We start from the raw sequence: 20,133 nt of genomic DNA, 5'->3' as shown, positions 1-20,133 counted from the left end.
GTCACACGCGGCCTTTTGCACTATCGTCCCAGGTCAATGCCCTAAAATGCACGGGTGACGCACGAAACGGCCGAAATCACCCTCATGCCGAGAGGCAGACCCGGTGCTCAGCGCCTCTGGGCTTATCTCGCGCTGAGCACGGTTTCCCTGATCAACCTGATTTCCTTCATGCCGAAGTTCCCCAAGCCGCACGAACAGGCCTGGGGCGACGCGGTGAACTACTACCGCATGTCCGAGCAGACCGGCGCGGCCGTCGAGAACCCGTTCGCGTTACGGATGCTGAGCCCGTGGATCGTCCACCGCGGCAACCTGCTGACCGGCCTCTCCCTCGATGTCCTCTGGGTCGCCTTCACCTTCGTGGTCACACTCGCCACGATCATCGTCTTCTTCGAGTTCCTGCGCTCGTATCTGAAACTGCAGCTGTTCACCTCTGTGCTCGCGTCCGTCGCGCTGGCCTGCACGTTCTGGTACGCGCCCTACGCCTTCAGCAACCCGTGGCTGGTCGACCCGCTCAACAACCTGCTCTACCTGCTCGCGATCTGGTTCATCCTCAAGCGGAGGCTGATCCCCTTCGCGATCGTCATCGTGCTCGGCGCGATCAACAAGGAGACGACGCTTCTCCTGGCCCCGCTGTACCCGCTGATGGCGTGGACGCGCGGCCGCAAGTTCCGCGATCGCGATGTCCTGGGGGGCATCGGGGTGTTCGTGGTCGCCATCAGCGTCTACATCGGCTACCGGATCTGGGCGCAGAACCTCATCGGCGGCGACTACGGCTTCGGCGCGGGCCAGTCCAACAGCGGCTTGCTCGACAACATCCGCTTCGCGCTCAACGCGAGCAAGGGCACCGGCCAGGTCGAACTGTTCACCACGTTCCACTTCTTCTGGCTGATCTTCGGTTACGGCCTCTACCAGCAGTATCGCCGCTACGGTCTGCGCGCGGAGCTCCTGATCTCCAGTGTCTGGCTGTTCGCCTGCTGCCTGGCCGGACGGCTCGTCGCGACCGACACACCGCGGGTGTTCGTGATGATGGCGCCGCTGATCGTCGCGCTCACCGCGGTCGTGCTCGACCAGCAGCGAGGTGAGGGACGGCGGCTCTGGGTCGGCGCGCTGATCTTCCTCTACATCGCGGTGAACCTGCGGATCGTCACGGGCGCGGCGGTGTTCTGGATCGACGCCGTCGCACTACTGATCTTCGCCGCTCTGGTTTCGTTTCCGAAGACGCCGCGACGGCTCCGAAGCAGTGATTTCAGCGGCTTCCGCCCCCATCAAGGGACATTGGACGTCAAGTCCTCCTGACGCGCGAAGGTCACCAGCGCCAGAACGACGCCGAGCACCGTGCAGTACAAGGCGATCACCTGGTGTTTGACGTTCTCCAAGCCGTCGCCCAGCGCCGCGAGCGCGAACTGTCCGGCGGCGACGGCGAGCAGGAAGCCCAGCGTGACGCCCACCGCGGCACGCCGGGTCTTCCAGCCACGCCAGGCGATCAGGGCCCATAGCGGCAGCAGAGCGAAGAAACCCAGTGGTGCCAGCAGTTTTGTCATGGTCGAAACGATCGGGACGCGGTATTCCTGTGTTTCCGGGGCGAAGCCGGCCGACTGGTCGAAGCTGCCGAGGTACGGCGGCCGCGCGGTGAGCAGATCGCCCGCCGCGCGGTCCAGGATTTCGACGGTGCGCAAGGGATGCGTCGCGAAGTACTCGACGACGTTGCGCCTGCTGATCTGTTCGCGGTACTTCGGGTACTCGGGGTCCAGCGTCGCGGGCTTCGGATGCCACCAGCCGTTGCCCGCGTACTGGCCGAACGAGGCGGGCAGTCCCAGCGCGGCGAGGTCGGCTCCGGTGTCGTGCCGACCGTCCACAATGGTCAAGAAGATCGTGTTGAACATGTTGATCTCACGCGAATCGTCGCCCGGCCGCGCGGCGAGCGAGCCGTCGGGCAGCTTCGCCGGTTCGATGGTCTGCTGCGCGTAGGCCGTGCCCCCGGCGAGCGCGGCGATGACGAACACCACGGGAAGCCAGCGCTTCGGGCCGCGGACGCCCGCCGGGCGGACGAGCAGCGCGGCGAGCGCGAGCAACGGCAGGATCATCAGCGTCTGGACCTTGGCGTTGACCGCGATCACGCCGCCGAAGAGCACCACGGCCAGACCCGCGTAGCGCCACCAGCCGGGCCTCGCGGCCACCAGCAGGCCACCGACGGCGAGCAGGAGGCCGAGGAACGCGGCACCTTCACCGAGCACCGAGGCGAAGTAACCGAAGAACGCGGAGTCCGCGACGACCAGCAGCAAACCCGCGGCCGCGAAACCGCGGATGCGGCGCGAGTACGGCAGTCCGACGACGATCAGCGCGACCGCCGCGGCGGCGAGAACGCTGGTGAGCACGCCGAGCACGACGAGGCTGAGCGTCGATTCGAGGCCGAGCAGCCCGCCGATCGACCGCGCGATCCGCGCGAACCAGCTCTGGGTCAGGAGATAGGTGGCGTCGCATTCACCGGCCGGGGCGGTGTAGGCGAGCTGGACGAATCCCTCCGGCTTGCCCTTCCACGGGATGCCCGCGCCGCACAGCACGCGGAAACCGTCACCGTTGTCGGACATCGCGACCGGCCGCGGCACGAGGAAGCGGACCAGGAGCACGGTGAGCGCGGCGGCGAACATGCCGAGGCCGAACAGGCGCGAGGGTGCCGGCACTGTCGGCCTGGTGGCCGTGACCGGCGACGCGAGAGGGCCGTGTTCGTCAACACTCACGAAGGGCACGGTACGTGGCGGAAATCGGGCGAGCGGTCGAGGGCCGACCTGACCGCCCGCTCGACGTCCGCCCGCAGGAAGACGGTGAGCCACGACGAGGTTCCTTCACGCGCGAAGGTCGCGACGCGGTACCTCGCCGCGTATGCCGGGTCGATCACGCAGGACTGCTTCGCCGAGTACCCGCTGTCGGTGATGACGGCGATCGTCGGATGCCGCCGGGAGACGACGACCTCGCCCGATTCCTCGGTCTGGCCCCGGACACCGACGATCTGCAGTTGCGTCCCGGCGTGGTACGACAGCACGCCGGGTGCGGAAGTGCTCACGACCGAGCCGGGCGGCAGGTAGGCGTCGAGCCAGCGGCCGATCTCCTCCATCTGCTCGCCGTGGTCGTGCCACGAGCGCACGCGGGACAGCATCTCCGGACTGAACACCGACACCAGGACCGCGAGCCCGGACAACGCCACCGCGGCGGCGGGCATGAGCCGCTGGACCTGCGGACGCGGCCGCGGGCTCGGCTTCGTGGCCGCGACGAGCACGCCGTAGACCGACACGGCCGCCACCGACAGCAGCGGCGGGATCGGCGCCAGCAGCCGCCATGCCGGTCCGGCGTCGCCGCCGAAGAAGACCACGAACCCGGTGAGCGCGACGGCGGTGACGAGCATCAGCCAGGTCAGCGATCTGGCCTCGGCCTCGTGCGGGGTCCGGCCGGTACGCCGCAGCGACAGGGCCACCACCGAAATCAGGCCGAGCAGCAGAAATCCTTGATGGACCACCGAAAAACCCGACAGGTACCGCCAACCGCGGTCGATCCGGGCCGCGATGTCGATGTCGAACGGGATGACGACCGACGTCGGCAGGACATGGTCGTAGTAGGTCACCCGCCACGCCGTCCACGGCGCGGTGAAGACGAGCCCGCCGAGTAGCCAGCCCACTGGCGACCACCAGGTGTAGCGGCCACGCAGGGCGGCGACGACCAGCCAGCTCCCGACCAGCACCGCGAGCAGGAACCCCGCCGGGCGCGTCATCATCGCGAAGGCGACGAGAACACCCGCGACCACCGGGCGCCGGGCCGCGAGCGAGGCGAAGACGCCGAACACGAGCAGCACGAACAACGGGGTCTCGGTGCCGGATCCGCCGTACGCGGCAAGGCCCCCGGCGCCCGCGACGAGCACCGCGGCGGCCACGCCGTAGGCGGGCCTCGGCTCGCCTACGGCCCGCGCGACCACCCGGTTGACCGTCACATGGGCGAGCAGGACCGCGCCGAGCGTGGCGAGGATGCCGAGCACGATCGCGGAGGTCTCGATATCGGCCCCGAAAGCGGCCTTCGGCAACGCGATCACGATCATCCAGAGGAAATTCGCGTAACCCTCGATCCGTTCACCGGGGTTGAACACCGGGCCATTGCCGTCGGCGATGTTCTGGGCATAACGGAAAGTGATGTACGCGTCTTCCGCGATGGTGGAAAACACCAGCTGGTGCACCAGTGAGAAACAGAGGGTCAGCGTCAGCGCCACGGCGCGCCAGCCCTTGCCGGTGCTGATCTCGGGCCAGGTCACCAATACGAAGACCGCGACCACGAACCAGGCGACGACAAGCGCGATCACCACCTGATCCCCCACCCTCCCGGGCCGAGCCACTCCCCTGACGAAAGACTACGGTCAAGTATCGAACACCGCGCCAAGGTGTTTCTTTCGGCGCAGCCAATTGACACGAATGGCCGAACAATGTGTGCGCGGAGTAGGCACCGTTCCGCCGTTTCCCCGTCGGGATGTGACTCCTTCGGGTAACGGCCCTGGACGGTTAATCTGGCTTCCCATTCGTTCCGCACCTCGGGGGTTCTGTGCGGATTCCCCACCCCCGAGGAAGCCCGTGCCCACCCAGACCTCCCTGTTGGCCGACGTCGTCACGGTGTGCGTCGCGCTGCTCGTCATCGGTCTCCCCGGTCTGCTCACCGGTCTCGCCGCCGGCCTCCGCGGCTGGGTGCTCGCGGGGATGACGCCGCTGCTGAGCTACGCCATCGGTGGTCTCGCCGGGCCATGGGCGGCGGCGCTCGGGCTGCCGTTCACCCCGGTGACGTACGCGGTGGCGACGGCCTTGTTCACCGGAGCCGCCTACGGCCTGCGGCGGCTCACCCTGCGCCGATGGCCGCCCGCGCCGGAGGAACCGCTGTGGGGACGGTCCGGGCACCTCGCCGTCGGGGCGTGCCTGCTGCTCGCGGCCGCCGTCGGAATGTACGCGGTGGTGCGCGGGATGGGCAGGCTGGACGCCATCCCGCAGGGGTTCGACGCCGTGTATCACGCCAACGGCGTCCGGCAGATCGCCGAAACCGGTGACGGCAGCCTGTTCGGCACCGGCGAGGTCAACTGGTACGGCGACGCGGCGCCGGTGTTCTACCCCAACGCGTACCACCTGCTCGCGTCCGTGATGTACCTGCTCAGCCCGGCGAGCATCCCGCTGACCCTGGACGTGAACACCGCACTGCTGCCCGCGCTGCTGGCGTTGTCGCTGGTCACGATGGTGCGTGTGTTCCGAGGACGCGCGGTGTTCGCCGGCGCGGTCGCGCTCGTCTCCATCGCGCCGGTGATGGGCCTGTACGAATCGATGAGCAGGGGACCTTTGCTCCCGTTCCTGCTCGGCCTCGCGCTGACCCCGCTGGCCGCCGTCGCGGTGAAGCGATACCTCGACCGGCCCGCTCCCGACACCGGCTTCGTGCTGCTGGCGAGCGCTGTCGGACTGCTGTGCGTGCACTCGTCCGCGTTGTTCGGCTCGATCCTGTTCGCCGGCCCGCTGCTGCTGCAACGCTGGATCGCACCTGGTGAACGGTGGCGACGGATGGGCCGGGACCTGCGCGCGCTGGCGATCGTCGGGGTGGTCGCGATCTTCGTGGCGTGGCTGCAACTGTTCGGCGCGATCGGGCTCGCGAACGGCGAAGTGCCCTACCGCAGCTGGCCGGTCGAATGGCGGGCGACGACGGCGCTCGGCGCGCTGCTGGGCTTCCAGCACCACGAGCCGTATCCGCAGATCTGGCTTTCGGCCGCGTTGCTGCTGGGCTTCATCTTCTTCTCGCGCGCGGGCGCGCTGCGCTGGATCGGCGTGACGGCGTTGCTCACCGGGCTCGCCTACATCGCGGTGACGTCGTCCGAGCAGCCACTCGTACTGGCGCTGTCGCGGCCGTGGTGGAACGACCCGTACCGGTTCATGTCGATGGCGGCGATCCCGCTGTCGATCATCGCGGCCCATGGCCTCGCCGAGACGCAGGCGTGGCTTCGGGACAGCGTGGCGCACCGGAAGGTGCCCGCGTTCGTCGTCGCGGTGGCGGTGTTCGGCGGTTTCGCCTTCCTGAGCAACGGTTTCTACGCACGGTCCAACGCGGACAAGGTCGCGCCCGGCTACGCGAACACGCCCGACGTCGACCAGCACAAACTGCCGGTGAGCCCGGACGAGGTCGTCGCGATGGAAAAGCTCGCCGAGTTCGTGAAACCCGGCGAACGCGCGCTGAACGACCGGTTGGACGGGACGGTGTGGACCTACGCGCTCTCCGGCGTCCGCACGACTTCCGGGCATTTCGACGAGACGCTGTCACCGTCGGACGCGCGGTTGCTGGAGTGGCATTTCCGCGAGTACCCGTCGAACGTGGAGGTGCGGGCGGCGGTGGCGCGGCTGAACGTGCGGTGGGTGATCCTCGGGCAGTACGGCTACCCGACGGGCGCCCCGCGCCAGGCCGGGCTACGCGATCTGGACGGGCTGAACTTCGTGACCGAGGTGTATCGCAACCAGGACGCCGTCATCTACCGGCTCAACCGCAATTAGTCACCTACTTGCGGTGGTCACGTGGGCGACCGACGCGAGCCTGTCGACCGCAAGTAGGTGACTAATTGCGGTGGGCGAGGCGGGCGGAGAGGGCGGCCGCGCCGGCGGTGATCAGGTCGGCGACGGTGAACATGACGCGCGAAGCGATGGCGAACGCCGTCGCCTGGACGACGGTGAGGCCCGACGCGGTCAGCACGGCGACCTGCGCGACCTCGCGGACACCGACCCCGCTGGGCAGGATGAACGCGAACGTCCCGACGGTCATCGCGACGGCCATCGCGCCGACGCACAGCACAAAGCCGCTGAACCCGGGCGTGCCGACCGAGTTCGCCAGCAGCCACAGGTGCACGCCCTGCAACGCCCACGCGGCCGTCGACGAGCCGAACACCTTCCCGACGACCGACCAGCTCAGCCGGTGGTCCAGCGGCGGGCGGCGCAGGATCCGCAGCACCAGCGACGTGCCCCAGGTGAGCACGCGCGGGTGCAGCATCGCCAGTCCGACCGGGATGAGCACGAACAGCCACAGCGCCCGCGGGCTGTTGCTGAACACCGCCGGCGCCGCGAGCAGTGAGACGACCAGCGCCGACACCACGCCGACGCCGAGCTGGATCAGCGAACCGGTGAAGATCCGGGCCCTGGCGAGTCCGGCCTTGCGGCCCAGTTCCATCTGCAGCAGGTACGCCCACACCGAACCCGGCACGTATTTGCCGAGCGAGCCGACGAGGCAGATCTGCGCGCCGCGGGCGTAGCCGATCGGCTTGCCGAGGTCGTCGACCATGACCTGCCAGCCGTAGGTCGACACCATGATCGCGGCGATGAGCGCGAGCAGGCTCAACGTGGAGGATTCCCACGCGACCTCGGACAGCGTCCGCCAGAATTCACCCCAATTGGTGACCAGTGTCTTCGCCGCGAAACCGACGACCAGCAGGATCGCGATCCAGCGGACGACGTCGAGGATCTTCGCCTTGGTGGATTTCGGCTGTGCAGCGGATAAAGAACCGCTTTTGTCTGATCCAGCCTCTTCGGGCGTTTCGACGGTCGTCACTGAACCTCCTCTGCTGTACCTCTGTCGCCGCAGGTCAGGCCTGTACGGTCACCAAGCGGCTGAACTCGGTCAGCAGATCGTAGCCGTCCCAAATCGCGGAGAACGTCAGGGCCGATCCGAACGGAACGACACGGTCGACGCCGCGGCCCGCCAATTCCGTCACGAATTGCGTCAATTCTTCTTTGGTGAAGCCGAATTGACCGACTGTTTGATCTTTGCGAAGCACGATCGGGACGAGGTCGGAAAGCGTGTCGACCCGCGCGTTGGCGAAAGTGCCCGCGCCGAGCCATTCGCGCGGAAGGACCGCGGCATTGGACAGCTCCAACATCGCAAGGCCGTTGCCCTGGAACTCGATGCCGTCGACGAGCCCGTCGACGGCCGCGCCGTACGCGGAAACCCGCTTCTGCACGGCCATGGCGGGCTCGGTGACGTGCTGTTTCGTCACCAGCACCTCGGCGAGCAGCTTCCGGAACTCCTGTCCCGCTTCCCGGGCGCCGTCTTCGTCACCGACCCAGAACACCGCGCGCGGCGACGAGCAGGCGGCCTGGTCGAACCAGTACGAGTCGTTGTAGAAACCCTCGGCCGCGCCGCGGCGCTCGGCCTCGGAAGCGTTCTGCCAGCCGCGCACGGACGCGACCGCGAACGACGAACGGTCCGGGAAGGTCAGGTCACGCGCGTGCGGCGCCAGCGGGTACTTGCGCAGCGCCGCGACCGAGGCGTCGCCGCCCCAGATGACCCGCAGGTCCGCGGCGACCGACAACGCACCGCTGATCGCGTCGCTGCGGTCGTAGGTGACCATGCGCTGCGTCGCGGTGATCGCGGAGGCGGTATCGGCGTCCACTTCGGACAGTGCGGCGTTCAGTGCCTCCAGCACAGTTTCGGCGGCACCGGCGGAACGCGAGGACACGCGGACGACGTTGTGGTTACCCGCCAGCGCCGAAAGCGCCCACGAGTACACGAAGATCGTGTCGACGTTGGCGGGCGGCACGTGGAAGACGAGTCCACGGGGGAAGCGCAGCGCGTCACCGGATGTTTCCAAAGTGGACAGTGCCTTGGCGATCTCTCCCTTGCGCAGGAAGAAACCGAGGGATGCCAGCTCCGGGAAGCGGCGGGCCGTCGCGGGAGCGAGCAGCTTGCGCGCGAACTTCGTCAGGAACTCGACGACCCGCGGGTCACCGACGCGAAGCCGTCCACCGACGGGCTCGGCCCGCAGCTCTTCGACCAACGAGGAGACCTCGATCGCGTCGCCGAGCGGGAAACGCTGGTTCACCGTGCTCATGCCGCCGCCCCCTGGAAGGTGTCCGAGCAACCGCGGGCTTCGGCCTTGGGCAGCCTGCCCATGACCGAGAAGTGCTTGCCCGGCCAGTCGCCGTCGTCGATCCCGTTGCAGACACCGAGGTCCTCGGTGAGCAGCACGTGGCCCGGGTATGAGTGCGGCAGCGTGCTGACGACCTCGATCACCCCCGGCTCGCCGACCGGCTGCTCTTCCCAGGTTTCCGGGTTCCGGATCACGACGTCCGCGAAATCGGGGCAGTACAACGAGTTCCCCGACGGTCCTTCGAGGAACACGGTGCCGATCTGCTCGATCATCCCGTAGTAGTTGTGGATCCGGGTGAGTCCGGTGTCCTCTTTGAACCGGCGGCGGAACTCGGTGTTGTCCACCGCGCGATCGATCAGCTTCTTCCAGCCGCCGGAGTGGATCAGGATCCCGTTGGACAGGTCCAGCTTGTGTTCGCGCGCGACCTCGTAGAGGTACTGCCACACCATGAAGGTGAAGCCGAAGATCAGGAACGGCTTGTCGCCGTAGTTCGCCAGGAACGTCTTGACCGCCTCGACGTCCGGCTGGTCGTTCTCGTCGAGCACGTAGGTGTGCTTGCGGCCGAAGTTCGCCATGCCCAGCACACCCGCGCCGCGCGCGGAGAACGAGCGACGGTTCTTGATGATGCCGATGGTGTCGACCATCAGCATCGGCAGCCGCTCGCCGCCGAGGACCTCCTGCAGCGTCGCGCCGAGTTGCTTGGTCTGCGCGCCCGCGGCGGCCTTGTCCAGGTAGATCCGGGACGCGCCCGCGCCGGTGGTGCCCGAGGAGGTCAGCGTCTTGAAGATCTCGGACTCGGGGATGCTGCGCAGGTCGTGCGTCTTGAACATCCGCACCGGCAGCCACGGCAGGTCCGCGATGGACGCGAACGACGCGTCCCGCGCGATGCCGAGCGACGACAGGATGCGGTCGTAGCCCTCGGAGTTCTCGCGGTGGTGCGTGGTCAGCTCGGCGAGCTGCGGAAGCAAGTGCTTCTCACGCTCGGCCTGAGACAATGTAAAGACGCTCATACCTGGGCCTCCAGCGACCGGTAGTCGATCTTGCCGCTGGCCAGCAGCGGCACGGTGTCGCATGCGCGGACGTCGAACCCGCTCGTGTGCAGGTGCAGCCGCTCGGACAGCGCCTTCGCGGCGTCCTTGCAGATCGCCTTGGCTCCGTCGCCCTCAGGCAACTCGGCGAACAGGACGACCTTGTCCCCGGCCGGGACGGCGGCCACGACGTCGATCGCAGGCGAAGCGGAACGCACGGCGTGCTCGAGATCATCCAGGTTGACGCGGTTGCCGAAGACCTTGCCGATCCGCTTGAGCCTTCCGGTGATGTAGAGGAACCCGTCCTCGTCGAGGTAACCGAGGTCGCCGGTGGCCAGCACGCCGCCGTATTCGTCGCCCGCGGCCAGTCCGGCCTCGTCCTCGGCGTAGCCCATCATCACGTTGGGCCCGCGGTAGACGACCTCACCGACGATCTTCGGGTGCGTGGTCTCGGAACCGTCTTCGCGCCGGATCGCGAACGAACCGCCGGGCAGCGCGGGCCCGGCCGAACCGAGCTTCTCGGCGAGCCGTTCCGCCGGGACGGTGGTCATCCGCGGTGCGGCCTCGGTCTGCCCGTACATCACGAACATCCGCCCGCCGACCTCGCGGATCTTGTCGTTGAACTGGGCGACGAGGTCGTCGCGGAGCTTGCCGCCCGCCTGGGTCAGCGTGCGCAGCGTCGGGTACTTCGCCGGGTCGAACTTGAGGCGCCGCAGCATCTCGTAGTGATACGGAACCCCGGCGAGCGACGTCACCTTGTGCTCGTTGACCGCGTCCCAGAATCCGCGTCCCAGCACCCCCGAGGGCTCGATGACCACGGTCGCGCCGCGGACGAGGTGTGAGTTCAGCACGGACAGGCCGTAGCTGTAGTGCAGCGGGAGGCTGGTCGGCGCGATCTCGTGGCGGTCGATCCCGAGCACCTCGGCGATCGCGTCGGCGTTGGCCAGCACCGCACCGCGCGAGAGCCGGACCAGCTTCGGGTTCCCGGTGGAACCGCTGGTCGGCAGCAGGACGGCGAGGTGCGGATGCGGCTCGACACCTTCGGCGGACTCACGGACCCAGTGGCCGTCGGAGACGCCGTAACCCTCGGGTGCGGGCGCGTCCGGCGCGGACAGCACGGCGGCCGGGCGGAACCGCTCGATGAGCCCCGCCAGGACGTCGGCGTCCAGCGCCGGGTCGATCAACGCGATCGCGCGGCCGGCCTCGAACGCGCCGAGGTAGTTCAGCACACTCTGGAGGTCCACCGACATCCGCGCGAACAGCGCGCCCGGCGGCAGCTGCCCCAGCGCGGCACCCACGCGGGTGACCTCGGTGTCGAGTTCCTCGCCCGCGAGCGTTTTGCCGCTCGTGACGTCGATCAGTCGCGCACCCACACCCAGAAGGGTCACAGTTCATTCCTCCGACCGATTTCCGACCGCGATCGGTCCGGCAGGGCGGTCGTGCGTTCACCCGCCGGATTCACCGACCGGCTGCCCTGCCACCCCCATAGCGGGGCCTTCGGCCAGCCGCGGGCAGCCGCACGTCGCGCCTTCATTAGAGAACTAATCCTCCATCGATACCCAGCACCTGGCCGGTGATGAACGAGGCGTCATCACTGACGAGGAACCGGATCGCGTTCGCCACGTCCTCGGGCGTCCCGAGCCGTCCGAGGGGGGTCTTGCCGATGTTCTCGGCCTTGGCCTCCTCGGTCAGGCCCGAGGTCAGGTCGGTGTCGATGACGCCGGGCGCCACCGCGTTGACCCGGATCCCGGACCGGCCGAGTTCCTTCGCGGCCGAACGGGCGATGTTCGCCACCGCCGCCTTCGAGGCCGCGTACACCGTCTGACCGGCGCTTCCGTGCTCGCCGACGATCGATGCGAGAACGACGATGGCGCCAGCGCTTGTGCCTCTATCGCCGGCGGGCGAGGCTTTCTTGCGCATCATCGCCCTGGCCGCGGCCTGGACGGTGTGCAGCGTGCCGGCGACGTTCGTGCTCAGCGTGGTGTCGACCAGTTCCTCGCGGATCATGCCGAGGAGCGCGTCCTCCATGATCCCGGCGTTGGCGACCACGATGTCGAGCTTGCCGTGCTCCTTGGCCACGCCGCGGACCAGCGTCGACACGGCCTTGGCGTCGGTGACGTCCAGTGCGAGCCCGCTCGCGGCCCCCGCCGCGGCCGCCGCTTCCTTGGCCTTGGCCTCGTCGCGGCCGGTCAGCACGACGGTGGCGCCCGCCCCGGCGAGCGCCCGCGCGGTGGCGAGCCCGATCCCTCGGGTCCCGCCGGTGACCAAGGCGACCTTGCCGTCCAGCATCACTTGTTCTGCAGGTCGGTCACCATGTCGACGGCGACCTTGAAGCTGGACATGTCGATCACCTGGTCGGTGTCGAATTCCACATCGAACTCGTCCTCGATGGCCGCGACGAGCGCCATGTGACCGACCGAGTCCCAGGCCTCGATGTCGCGGTACTTCAGGTTTTCGACGTCGACTTCGGCATCGAGGTCCAGCGCCTCGACGAAGACCTCACGCAGCTTGCCGGCGACTTCCGCCATCGTTCGACTCCTACCTCTCTCTGGAACGCGCGACCGCGACCAGGTGACCAGGGCTCTCGGTATGAAACTAACCGCGCCACCGCGACCGGGGAGCCCTGCTCCCCTGGTAGCGGGCCTTCGGCGAGGCGCGTTCAGGCATCTTCGAGCTCCCGCTCAAGTACTCACTCGCGCGGACGGGCGTCCCACGCCTTCACCAAGGTAGAGAGGTCGCCGGGCAGCCGGTCGGCCAGCCCGTCCTCAGGGAGACCGGCCTTACCCTTCAGCCACGGTCCCAGCGCCTCGATGGCGGCCTCGTCCAGGCCCCGCCGGGACAGTCCCACGGTGTTGACGCCGGTCACGCGCGCGGGGTTGCCGACGGCGATGGTGAACGCGCCCACCTCTTTGCGGACCGCCGAGCTCATCCCGACCATCGCGCCGGGGCCGACCACGACCCGCTGGTGCAGGATCGCGCCCATGCCCAGGTTCGCCCCGGACCAGATGTGGCAGTGGCCGCCGGTGATGACGTTCGAGGCGACCGTCACGGCGTCCTCGACCAGGCAGTCGTGGGCGATGTGGGAGCCGCGGAGGAAGTAGCCGCCGTCGCCGATGCTGGTCGTGCGCCAGGTGCCCTGGTGGACGCTGACGTATTCGCGGATCCGGTTCCGGCTGCCGATGACGACGCCGTGGCCGTCGTGATCGGGATCACCGTTCGGCGCGGCTTCCCAGGCGGCGGGGTGTTCGCGGCCACGGTCCTCGCCGGGGGTGCCGATGGTCACGTGCGGGCCGATCCAGTTGCCGTCCCCGATCCGGGTGGGGCCCACGATGACCGTGAACGGCCCGATGACGTTGTCGTCGCCGAGCTCGACACCCTCGCCGATGACTGCTGTCGGGTGGATGCGGTTCACCACGTGAAGATCCGTTCGTCGTGGCTGGAGGCAGCCTGGGGTATTGGGCGCTTCGGCGGTCCCGGTAACGTGTGGCCCGCGCCAGAGCGGGCGGCCGGGCGCAGAACCGGCGGCTCACTGTACCGGACGCACCAGAACGCCCAGTCGAGAGAGACTTGCAGATGATCCCCATTACCGTGGTCGACGTCCGTGACGCGGAGGACCTCGTCGTCGAGGTGCTGCGATCCGGCGCCATCGCACAGGGACCGATGGTCAAGCGCTTCGAGGACGCGTTCGCGAGCGTTTCCGGCACGAAGCACGCGATCGCCGTCAACAACGGCACCACCGCGCTGGTCGCCGCCATCCAGGCGCTCGACCTGCAGCCGGGCGACGAGGTCATCACCTCGCCGTTCACCTTCGTGGCGACGCTGAACGCGATCCTGGAAGCCGGCGCGACCGTCCGCTTCGCCGACATCCGGCGCGACGATTTCGCGATCGACCCGGACGCCGTCGCCGCCGCGATCACCGACCGCACCAAGGTCCTCATGCCCGTCCACCTCTACGGGCAGACCGCGGACATGGGCAAGCTCGCGCCGCTGGCCGCCGAGCACGGCCTCAAGGTCATCGAGGACTCCGCGCAGGCCGTCGGCGCCTCGTTCCAGGGCAAGCGGGCCGGCTCCTTCGGTATCGGCTGCTTCTCCTTGTACGCCACCAAGAACGTGACCACCGCCGAGGGCGGCGTGATCACCACGGACGACGACCAGCTGGCCGACAGCCTGCGTGTGCTGCGCAACCAGGGCATGCGCGCCCGCTACCAGTACGAGGTCGCCGGGCACAACTACCGGATGACCGACCTGCACGCCGCCGTCGGCATCCCGCAGCTGGAGAAGCTGGACCAGCTCACCGCCGCCCGCCAGGCCAACGCGAAGCGCCTTTCCGAGGGCCTCGCCGGCACGCCCGGTCTCGACGTCCCGCAGGTCCTGCCGGGCCGCGAGCACGTGTGGCACCAGTACACCGTGCTGGTCGGCCCGCACGCGATGCTCTCGCGCGACGAGTTCGCCGCCGCGCTGACCGAAAAGGGCATCGGCAACGGGATCTACTACCCGAAGATCGTCTTCGACTACGACTGCTACCGGAACCACCCGCTCATCCCCGACGCCAAGGTCGAGGACTTCCCGGTGGCCGCTTCCGTCGCCGCGCAGGCGCTTTCCCTGCCGGTGCACCCGCACCTTTCCGAGTCCGACCTGGACACCATCATCGAAACGGTTCGCGAGGTACTCGGCGCATGACCACCCACAAGATCGCCCTCATCGGCACCGGGAACATGGGCTCGCTGCACGCCCGTGTCCTCGCCGCGAACGAGCGCGTGGACCTCGTCCGCGTGATCGACCCGCGCGAAGAGGCCGGACGCAAGGTCGCCGAACGCTACGAAACCCAGTGGACGCCCGAAATCGGCTCACTGTCCGATGTGGACGCCGTCGTGCTCGCCTCGGCCACCGAGGCGCATTACGAGCTGGCGCAGGAGATCGTGGGCCAGGGCAAGCCGATGCTGGTCGAGAAGCCGGTGTGCAACAGCCTCGAGTTCTCCCAGGAGATCGTCGGGCTGTCGGCGAAGAAGGACGTCCCGCTGATGTGCGGGCTCCTGGAGCGCTACAACCCGGCCGTGATGACCGCGCGGGCGCTGGTCAACGAGCCGATTCACCTGATGGCCCGCCGCCACGGCCCGTACGCGCCGCGCATCAAGACCGGTGTCGCGTGGGACCTTCTGGTGCACGACGTCGACCTGGCGATCCAGTTCTTCGGCGGCGCGACCCCGCAGCGGGTCGCCTCCGGCGCGGGTTACTTCCACCCGAGCTCGGTCGAAGGCGCCGAGGACACCATCGAAACGGTGCTGTCGTTCGAGTCCGGGCTCGCCACGGTCTCGGCGTCCCGCCTCGGCCAGCGCAAGGTCCGCTCGCTCTGGGTGTCGGAACTGGACCGCATGATCGAGATCGACCTGCTCCGCCGCGACGTCACCATCTACCGGCACGTCTCGCACGACTCGGTCACCCCGGACGGCCTCGGCTACCGGCAGCAGACCGTCATCGAGATCCCGGAACTGGTCACCGCGCGCGAGCCGCTCGCGACCCAGCTGGACCGGTTCGTCGATCTCCTTGAAGGCAAGGTCGACGCCGACACCGAGCGGGACCTGATCCTGCCGTCGCACGCCGTCGTCGACCAGGTGCTGACCCAGGCCGCGGCCTGACCTTCTCGCAATTCGGCACCTGGTTGCGATTCTTGCGTGTGCAAGGATCGCAACCAGGTGCCGAATTGCGTTATTTGGTGAGGCGCTGGCCCCTCGCGTCGTAAGCGACGAGGGGGGTCAGCACACCCGCCGACTCCACCTGGGAACCGTCGAACCAGAAGATGGAGACCGTCGGGTCTTCGCTCCAGGGCACCACCTTCGCCTCGACCGGCTTTCCCCGGACCGTGCTGGTGATCCGCGTCGCCGAGCCGGCGAAGTAGCCGAACACGGGGACGAACGTGCCCCGGATCACGTCCCCGCCGTCCACCGCGTGGAAGCCGAACGACCGGTCGGATTTCTTGTACTCGTTGCTGATCATCAGGTCGTCGTACGAACCGTCGTCGTTCCGGTACGCGACCCGCAAGCCGAACTCGACGCCCGGCAGGTCGGGCTCGTCGAGCGCGGAAGCGTAGAGCACCATCTCCCGGCCGCCCTCGCTCTTGGTTTCGAGGGAGATGATGTTGCCCAGCGGCACCGAGGTCGACGGAGCCTTGGTGATCGTCGGCTGCGGTGCGGGCGGCAGCGCCGACGAAGACGGGGCGCTCGCGGCGGGCGGGAGCGGCTGCTGGGCGGGCGGCGGTGGTTTCTTCAGCGCGACCGCGCCGACGATGACCAGCACCGTCACCACGGTGGCGGCGACGCCGCCCGCGCCGGTCGCGAGACGGCGACGGCGGCGGATGCGCCTGCCCTTGGTCATGATCGCGCCGAGGTCGGGCTCGGCGAACCCCTCGGCAGGCGGTTCCCGCAAAGCCGAGCGCAGCGTCTCGAGGTCGGTCATCGTCCCAGCCCGCCGATCAGTTCCGTTCCGTCCTCCGCGGTGATCCGCAGTTTGGTCAGGGCGCGGGAGTTGGTGCTCTTCACGGTGCCCACCGAGACACCCAGCTCACCGGCCACATCGGATTCCTTCAAGTCGAAGAAGTGCCTGAGCACTACGACGGCTCTCTCCCGGTCTGTGAGGGTACGCAACGCGTCAAGGAGCCATTTCCGCTGGACAACGGCACCGGCGACGTCCATGCCGCTCGGCCGCTCGGGGATCTCCTCGGTGGCGTTCTCGCGGATCGGGCGCCGCCAGCCGTCGATGACGTGGTTGACGAGGACCTGCCGCGCGTACGCGTAGGCGTCCTTGCGGCGTACCCGCGACCAGGCCGCATACGTCTTGGCGAGCGCCGTCTGAGCGGCGTCCTCGGCTTGATGACGGTCGCTGGTGAGCAGGTAGGCCGCATGCTGAAGACGGGTCGCCGAGTTCCGCACGAACTCGACGAACTCGTCATCGCCGCGAGCCACCCTGGTCCTCATCTCCGTTCGACGGTTGACCACCTGAAAGGTTGCCTCGACCGCTGTCGTTCCGTGAAGGCTCAGTCCTTCCGGCGAGTGAACCGGAGCGCGACGACGACGCCGGCCGCGACCACGGCCACCGCGAGGACGATCCACACCCAGGTCGGCAGGAGGCCTTCGGGAGTGGCCTCGCCGGCCTGCGGCGCCGGGGCCGCGCTGTTCTCCGGGGCCTGAGCTTGGCTGGTTGCCGGGCTCTGGCTGCTCGGGGTGGCTACTGGGGCGGAGAGGTTGAACTTCACCGAGCCGCTCGCGGCGTGCGAGTCTTCGAAGGTCACCTTGTAGCGGAGGGTGTACTCGCCCGCGGGTCCGACGGCCTGGACCGGCGCCGTGACCACCGCTCCGGCGACCTCCGCGCGGCCGACCGTCCACGACGCGTTCTCCGGTCCGGTGATCTGGATCGGGTTGTCGTCGGCGAGAGTGACCGGCCCCGAGAAGGTCAGCTTGATCTGCGTCGGCGGCGTCGCCAGCGAAGCACCCCTCGCCGGATCACTGCTCTTCAGCTCCGAGTGGGCCATCGCCGGGGACGCGGCGCCCAGCAGGGCCAACCCGGTGACCAGCAACGACGCGCCGAACCGCTTGAACCTCATCTGACACCCTCCTCGCCAGGGAACTCCCCGTCGAGCCTAGTAGTCGGGCTCGGGAAGGCGTTGGTTCCGGCTCGTGAGTGGTAAGGACGGTTAGAACCGTCCTTACCACTCACGAGGCGTTCAGGGACGCTGGGCGTGGCGGGTGGTCAGTGCGTCGAGGTCCAAGGTGAGCGGGGTGCCGTCGAAGTCGAGGCTCACCTTGCCGGTGTGCTCGCCGAAGTTCTCGTACTCGCCGTCGATCAGGCGATAGGTGGTCATACTCGCCGGGGCGTCGAGGTCGACGATCCAGTAGTGCTCGATACCGACTTCGGCGTACTCGGAGAACTTCGTGACCCGGTCGGTGCGGACGGTTCCCTCGGACAGGACCTCGATGACGAGCCGCACGTCCGCCGGCCAGGCCCTGCGGACATTCAGCTCGGTCAAGTCCGTGACGAGAACGTCCGGTACTCGAATGGTCAACGGTTCCTCGGCGAGCAACAATTCGACCGCGGGGATGGTGGCCAGTTCCGTGAGCCGCTCGTCCAGCCAGTACGCGAGCCGGGTCACCGCCAGTTGGTGCCGGGTGTCTTGGACCGGCGCCGCGACCAGGACACCGCACGTCACTTCGGCCCGTTCCGGGGCATGGCCGCCCAGTCGGTGAAGGCGCCCTTGCCTACCCCGAGATCACCATCTTCAGCCGATATTGAGAGGCGTGTCGCGAAAGCCACTTTCGCGACGTCTGGTGTCCCGAAAGTGGCTTTCGCGTCACAGTCGCCAGGCGGTCGTGAGCTACTCCGTGAAGTCGCCCGCCGGGGCGCCCCAAGCCCCCAGGGCGTCACCGCGCTCCTCGGCCAGCGCGCGCCGCCGCGCGTTCTCGCCGCGCACACGCTCCACTTCGGACTGGATGTACTCCTCGTCGTACTTCTGGAACACGCGCGCGGGGTTGCCCGCCACGAGGGTGCGCGGTGGGACGTCCTTGGCGACCACGGAATTCGGCTGCACGGTGGCGAAATCGCCGATCGTGACGCCCGCCATGATCACCACGAGGCCGCCGATGAAGCAGCCTTTGCCGATCTTCACGGGTTTGCGTTCGATGAGGTCGCTGCCGGAGTGGTTCTGCAGCGTCATGTTCGCGAGCCAGCTGGAATGCGTGAAGATCAGGGTGTTCAGGCCGATGCTGGTGTGTTCGCCGATCTCCAGCCCGCCGCTCGCGTCGAGCGCGGCGCCTTCGCCGATCCAGCAGTGTTCGCCGATCTTCAGATTCTCCGGGCTGATGATCTTGACCCGCTCACGGACCCTCGTCGACTCCGGCAATCCGTAGAAACGAGCGCGCTCGGCGTCGTTCATGTACTGCGAGACGAGTTCGGTCAGGATCTGCGGGCGCAGCCGGTTGCTGCGCTCGTCATCGAAGAACATCGGCCTCGATCACCAGTTTCTCGAAGGTACGCAGGTGTTCTTCGGCGACGACGTCGAGGCCGAAGTTGGCCCGCACCATCGCGCTTTCCCGCTGTGCCACCAAAGCCCGCTTCTGGGGGTCGTCGAGCAGTTCGATGACGGTGCTCGCCACCGCCTCGCTGTCGTCCGGCCGCACCAGCAGGATGTTCTCGCCGTTGCGCAGTTCGATGCCGGGGTAGTTGTCCTCGGTGACCGACGCGATGGTCGCGGTGCCCGAGAGCATCGCCTCCAGCGACGCGGTGCCGCAGCCCCCGTTGAGGTCGTGCGTGACGATGTCGGCGGCGGCGAAGTACGCGGGGACGTCCGCCTTCGGCACGGCGCCGGTGACGATGATGGCGTCCGCGACGCCGAGTTCTTCCGCGCGCTTCAGGAAGACGTCGTGGTAGACGCGGCCGACGACGACCACCTTCACGCCGGGGTGCTTGTCCAAAATGGACGGCAGGGCCTCGACCAGCGGGAGCCGGTTGCGCAGCGGGATCACGTGCCCGAGCGAGACGATCACCGGACCGTCGCCCAGCTTGTGCTCCGCACGCACATCGAGAGTGAGCGGCTTCTCGAAGTTCCCGGTGTCGACGGCGATCGGGAAGTAGTCCGAGTTCGCGTCGCTCGTGCCGTAGCGCTCGACGCAGTAGTCGACCCCGAGCTTGTCGAGGATGACGAACCGCGGCTTGAGGTAGCGCAGGATCGGGTTCACCAGCACGCTGTCCAGGAACCGGAACACGCCGCCGTACAGCTTGTTGTCACTGATCAGCAGGGTGTGGATGGTCAGCAGCATCGGCAGCTTGTGTCGCCGCGCGTACAACCCGGCCAGCCACGACAGGTCGAAGAACTGCCCGTGCAGGTGGATCGCGTCAGGCTTGAACTCGTCCAGCAGCTTCCACAGCCGCCGCCAGTTCCCCGGCCGCAGCGAGGCGAAACTCATGTCGAAGTCGATCGACAGGCCCAGCTGCGGCATCTTCACCGCGGGCAGGCGGACGACGCGGTAGCCGTCCTTCGTCTCGTCGGCCGGGGCGTCCGCGTAGGCCGCGGTGATCGCGAGCACCTCGTGCCCGCGCGCCGCGTACTGCTCGGCCAGGGACGCCGCCATGTGCGCGCTTCCGCCCACCCTCGGCGGGAAGAAGTTGTTGACGACAGCAATGCGCATGGGGCGGCTCTCCCCTGGC

Annotated in this window: 19 protein-coding genes; 4 read left to right on the top strand and 15 right to left on the bottom strand. The window is 68.2% G+C overall.

The features are described from left to right. The first annotated feature begins 54 nt into the window (after positions 1-54). Positions 55-1,296: a hypothetical protein gene (locus tag H074_RS13510; protein ID WP_007030606.1), complete on the top strand. Its 1,242-nt coding sequence runs from the start codon at positions 55-57 to the stop codon at positions 1,294-1,296. Here H074_RS13510 and wsfD read toward each other — a convergent pair. Continuing rightward, complete coding sequence (gene wsfD, locus H074_RS13505) at positions 1,266-2,648, bottom strand: glycan biosynthesis hexose transferase WsfD (protein ID WP_051071936.1); 1,383 nt, start codon at positions 2,646-2,648, stop codon at positions 1,266-1,268. The genes H074_RS13510 and wsfD overlap by 31 nt on opposite strands. A gap of 86 nt (positions 2,649-2,734) precedes the next feature. Beyond that, positions 2,735-4,345 (bottom strand): hypothetical protein, encoded by a 1,611-nt coding sequence (locus tag H074_RS13500; protein WP_007030604.1) that lies wholly within the window; start codon positions 4,343-4,345, stop codon positions 2,735-2,737. Positions 4,346-4,607: 262 nt separating this feature from the next. Here H074_RS13500 and H074_RS13495 point away from each other — a divergent pair, with 262 nt between their 5' ends. Beyond that, on the top strand, positions 4,608-6,548 hold the full coding sequence (locus H074_RS13495) for a DUF6541 family protein (RefSeq protein WP_007030603.1): 1,941 nt from the start codon (positions 4,608-4,610) through the stop codon (positions 6,546-6,548). A 61-nt stretch (positions 6,549-6,609) separates the two neighbouring features. Here H074_RS13495 and H074_RS13490 read toward each other — a convergent pair whose 3' ends face one another. The 7 genes from H074_RS13490 to H074_RS13460 form a co-directional block, all read right to left on the bottom strand. Continuing rightward, positions 6,610-7,593: a lysylphosphatidylglycerol synthase transmembrane domain-containing protein gene (locus H074_RS13490; RefSeq protein WP_007030602.1), complete on the bottom strand. Its 984-nt coding sequence runs from the start codon at positions 7,591-7,593 to the stop codon at positions 6,610-6,612. A gap of 34 nt (positions 7,594-7,627) precedes the next feature. Next, positions 7,628-8,872, bottom strand: coding sequence for an acyl-CoA reductase (locus tag H074_RS13485; RefSeq protein WP_007030601.1), 1,245 nt, complete (start codon positions 8,870-8,872; stop codon positions 7,628-7,630). Further along, entirely contained in the window at positions 8,869-9,921 is a 1,053-nt protein-coding gene (locus H074_RS13480; protein ID WP_039922348.1) for a LuxE/PaaK family acyltransferase, read from the bottom strand. The genes H074_RS13485 and H074_RS13480 overlap by 4 nt, the downstream gene beginning before the upstream one ends. Continuing rightward, complete coding sequence (locus tag H074_RS13475; RefSeq protein ID WP_007030599.1) at positions 9,918-11,327, bottom strand: AMP-binding protein; 1,410 nt, start codon at positions 11,325-11,327, stop codon at positions 9,918-9,920. Before H074_RS13475 ends, H074_RS13480 begins: the two co-directional genes overlap by 4 nt. 145 nt (positions 11,328-11,472) lie before the next feature. Beyond that, positions 11,473-12,228: an SDR family NAD(P)-dependent oxidoreductase gene (locus H074_RS13470; protein WP_007030598.1), complete on the bottom strand. Its 756-nt coding sequence runs from the start codon at positions 12,226-12,228 to the stop codon at positions 11,473-11,475. Next, positions 12,228-12,467 carry an acyl carrier protein gene (locus H074_RS13465; RefSeq protein WP_007030597.1) on the bottom strand — a complete coding sequence of 80 codons (240 nt, stop codon included), beginning with the start codon at positions 12,465-12,467 and terminating at the stop codon, positions 12,228-12,230. The genes H074_RS13470 and H074_RS13465 overlap by 1 nt, the downstream gene beginning before the upstream one ends. A 161-nt stretch (positions 12,468-12,628) precedes the next feature. Next, the gene (locus H074_RS13460) at positions 12,629-13,354 is read right to left on the bottom strand and encodes an acyl-ACP--UDP-N-acetylglucosamine O-acyltransferase family protein (RefSeq protein ID WP_007030596.1); all 726 of its coding nucleotides are present in this window, start codon (positions 13,352-13,354) and stop codon (positions 12,629-12,631) included. A gap of 158 nt (positions 13,355-13,512) precedes the next feature. Between H074_RS13460 and H074_RS13455 the strand changes: the two genes are divergently transcribed. Both H074_RS13455 and H074_RS13450 read left to right on the top strand, forming a co-directional pair. Then, positions 13,513-14,619, top strand: a complete 1,107-nt coding sequence (locus H074_RS13455) for a DegT/DnrJ/EryC1/StrS family aminotransferase (protein WP_039922345.1) — start codon at positions 13,513-13,515, stop codon at positions 14,617-14,619. Beyond that, positions 14,616-15,575, top strand: a complete 960-nt coding sequence (locus H074_RS13450) for a Gfo/Idh/MocA family protein (protein WP_007030594.1) — start codon at positions 14,616-14,618, stop codon at positions 15,573-15,575. Before H074_RS13455 ends, H074_RS13450 begins: the two co-directional genes overlap by 4 nt. Positions 15,576-15,645: 70 nt before the next feature. Here H074_RS13450 and H074_RS13445 read toward each other — a convergent pair whose 3' ends face one another. From H074_RS13445 to H074_RS13420, 6 genes are all read right to left on the bottom strand, one after another. Beyond that, positions 15,646-16,392, bottom strand: a complete 747-nt coding sequence (locus H074_RS13445) for a hypothetical protein (protein ID WP_007030593.1) — start codon at positions 16,390-16,392, stop codon at positions 15,646-15,648. Further along, positions 16,389-16,898, bottom strand: coding sequence for a SigE family RNA polymerase sigma factor (locus H074_RS13440; protein WP_007030592.1), 510 nt, complete (start codon positions 16,896-16,898; stop codon positions 16,389-16,391). Before H074_RS13440 ends, H074_RS13445 begins: the two co-directional genes overlap by 4 nt. Positions 16,899-16,969: 71 nt before the next feature. Then, complete coding sequence (locus H074_RS13435; protein WP_007030591.1) at positions 16,970-17,536, bottom strand: copper resistance CopC family protein; 567 nt, start codon at positions 17,534-17,536, stop codon at positions 16,970-16,972. Between the two features lie 120 nt (positions 17,537-17,656). Continuing rightward, positions 17,657-18,139: a Uma2 family endonuclease gene (locus H074_RS13430; RefSeq protein WP_007030590.1), complete on the bottom strand. Its 483-nt coding sequence runs from the start codon at positions 18,137-18,139 to the stop codon at positions 17,657-17,659. A 165-nt stretch (positions 18,140-18,304) separates the two neighbouring features. After that, a complete protein-coding gene (locus H074_RS13425) occupies positions 18,305-18,931 on the bottom strand; it encodes an acyltransferase (RefSeq protein WP_007030589.1) in 627 nt (208 codons plus the stop codon). Beyond that, a complete protein-coding gene (locus H074_RS13420; protein ID WP_039922343.1) occupies positions 18,918-20,114 on the bottom strand; it encodes a glycosyltransferase family 4 protein in 1,197 nt (398 codons plus the stop codon). The genes H074_RS13425 and H074_RS13420 overlap by 14 nt, the downstream gene beginning before the upstream one ends. Positions 20,115-20,133: the final 19 nt, after the last annotated feature.

The organism is Amycolatopsis decaplanina DSM 44594, assembly GCF_000342005.1.
Classification (GTDB): Bacteria; Actinomycetota; Actinomycetes; order Mycobacteriales; family Pseudonocardiaceae; genus Amycolatopsis; species Amycolatopsis decaplanina.
Note: the sequence above shows the minus strand (reverse complement) of the source record. Positions and strands in the feature narration are given on the sequence as shown.